Raw genomic sequence first — 2,754 nt, forward strand, 5'->3', positions numbered from 1 at the left:
CACCACCACCACATTGCTCAGATCGCGATGCATCCGGCTGCCTTCCCGCGCTGCGTGCAACGCCCGCTCGCCGAACCCCAGGATCGCGCCCAGGATGTTGTTGAAGTCGTGCGCAATACCCCCGGCGAGCGTGCCCATTGCTTCGAACCGCTCGGCCTGCCGCAGGCGGCTTTCGAGCCGTGCCATCTCCTCCTGCTCGCGCTTGTGCTCGGTGATGTCGTCAAGGGAGCCGACAAACCGATAGGGCGTGCCGTTGGGATCGCGAAGCACGGTGCCGCGATGGCGGAAACAACGGATCCGGCCGCTGGCCAGGATGATTCGCACCTCTTCGTCGTACCTGGGCGTCCGGCCTGCGAAGTGCGCCTCCAGCGCCGCTTGCATGCGTTCATAGTCACCGGGGTGGTACGTGAGGAGGCTCTTCCACTCCTCACGAGTCCGCCACGGGTCTCCTACGGGAAGGTCGAGCAGTTCCTGCGTGCGCGCAGCCGCGTAGATGAAATTGGTGCGTAGGTCCCAGTCGAAAACGCCTTCGTTCGACCCCGCCAGGGCCAACGCGTAGCGCTCCTCGGACCGCCGCAGCTCCTCCTCGGCCCTCATGCGCTCGGTCACGTCCGCCGTCGCCACGCTCGTCCGCAGCAACTTGCCCGCCGCATCGCGGAGGTAGAGGGTGGTGCAGTGCATCCAGCGGACCTCTCCACGCACGATCACGCGGGCGTCGAACTCCAGCCGCTTCGTGTCGCTGTTTCGGTGCCTGTCCAACAACGTCACCACTCGCGTGCGATCGTCCGGGTGGAGCGGAAACAGATCCCGCATCTGTTGCCACGTGGCGATGGTCAGTCCCGGAGACAGCCCCCATTGCTCGAGGAGTCGGGGAGACGCATAGCAGATGTCCTCGTTGGCAATCCAGTCCGCATGACCGTCCGTCGCGGCATCGATCGCCAGCGCGTAGCGCTCCTCGGACCGGCGCAAGGCGGCTTCGGACTGCCTGCGCTCGTCATTCTCGTGTTCGAGCTTCGCGTACAACTCGGCGTTCTGAAGAGAGATGGCGGCCTGCGACGAAAGCAAGTCGAGCACTGTCTGGCGGGCCGGCGTGAAGACGTGGGAAGCCAAATTGTTTTCCAGGTAGAGCACCCCGACGAGATCGCCCTGCCTCCTCAAGGGCAGGCAAAGCACCGAGCGCGGCGCCTTCTGCCGGACGTATTCGTCGTGCGAGAACGCGTTCGGCACGCTGGCATCGTCCAGGATGACGCATTGGCCTTGCCGCGTCACGTGATCGAGGACGGTCACGGGGAGATCCATCGGCGTGACGGCGCGGCCTACCCGCCGCACCGTGATCCCGCCGCCGGAGGAAAAGGCCAGTGCTTCCAGGCATCGCTCATCCCCCCTTTGCAGGATCAGCAGGCCTCGTTCCGCGGCGGCGTGCTCGACGGCGATCACCATCAACCGCTCGATCAGCCTGCCGGTCACGATCTCGCTCGACAGCGTCTGCGATACCTTGACGATGGCCGCGAGGTCCAATTGCTCGACCGAAGCCTCGATGGTCGTGGGCCTGGCATGGATCACGGGCCGATCGATACCGGGGAACTGCTCGTCCAGCAGGGCGACCTTGACGCCAGCGCCCCAGCGCAGGTAGCCTTCGCGCGCCTCGCGCAGGTGGGCCCGGCCGGCACTCTCCAACCCGCGCGAGAGACAGAAGCGCGCGGCCCGTTCGCTGGCCAGTGCGGCGTCCGGCGTGAATCCGTTGTCGAGCGCGGACTTGATGGATTTTTCGTAGAGGTTCAGCGCTTCGAAGTCGCGCCCCTCGATGCGAGCGCATTCGGCCGCGACCAGCGCATGCTTGTGGAAGAAGGTCGGGGCGTGACTGTTCGCCAGGTGCGCCAGCACGGCGAGGTTCGCATGGATCGCCCTGCGGAAGTAAGCTTGCCGCGCCGCGTCCGTGTTGGCGTAGACCTCCGCCATCGCGAGCGACTGAAAGACGCGGAACTCGACGGACTGAACCTGGGATTGGGCCGCCCACAGGATGGGAGCGGCCTTGGCAGCGAACTCCAGCGACCCGGCCGCGTCGCCCAGCATCAACAGCCGCTGCATTCGCAGGACCCAATGGAAGCAGACGACTTGTGGGACGCGGCACTTCGTGACCCTGGCGTCCAGCTCGACGTCGTCGAGCCCCGCAACCTCGTCCGGTCGTCCTCGCAGTGCGCGGACGAAGGCCATCATGCTCCCGATGTGCTCAGCGGCATGCCTGACGTTGTTCTTCTCGGAGAACGAGAGGCTGGCGACGGCCTCGTTCCAGACCTCGTCCAGCGGATCGCCGCGGAAAATGAGGTCTGTGAGACGGTGCTCCAAGCTGATGCCGGCGAAGAGCAGGGCGCCGGCCTCCTTGGCGTACGCGAGCGCCATGTCCGCGCAGGCCAACGCCTCCGAAACCGGCCGCGTCCAGAGCAGGGCCATCTCCATCGCCAGGTAGGCACCCGGTCGGTACGCAAGGTAGCCACCCTTTTCCGCGATGTCGACTGCGGCACGCGCAAAACGAACGCCGTCCGCATGACGTTGGAACACCGGTCCGAGGAAGGTGGCTACGCCGCCACACCCGTGGATGGAAGACTCGGAGATGCCGTGGAGAAGCGTTAGCTTCACCAATCGGCAGACCAACGTGCCGAAGAGATGCTTGTCGCTGACGAAGGACGCCCTGCCGAGCTGCACCATGATCGTCATGGCGGCGTGCATCTCGGGGTTCTCCATGAACGGCAGGTC

At 65.6% G+C, this 2,754-nt stretch carries 1 protein-coding gene; it reads right to left on the reverse strand.

Features of this window, described 5'->3' with window-relative positions; genetic code table 11:
* Window positions 1-2,727, reverse strand: a 2,727-nt coding sequence (locus tag AC1DY5_RS50345) for a PAS domain-containing protein (protein WP_478121800.1), incomplete at its 3' end; no start/stop codon positions are given.
* Window positions 2,728-2,754: the final 27 nt, after the last annotated feature.

This window comes from Variovorax sp. P4_D9, from assembly GCF_056401695.1.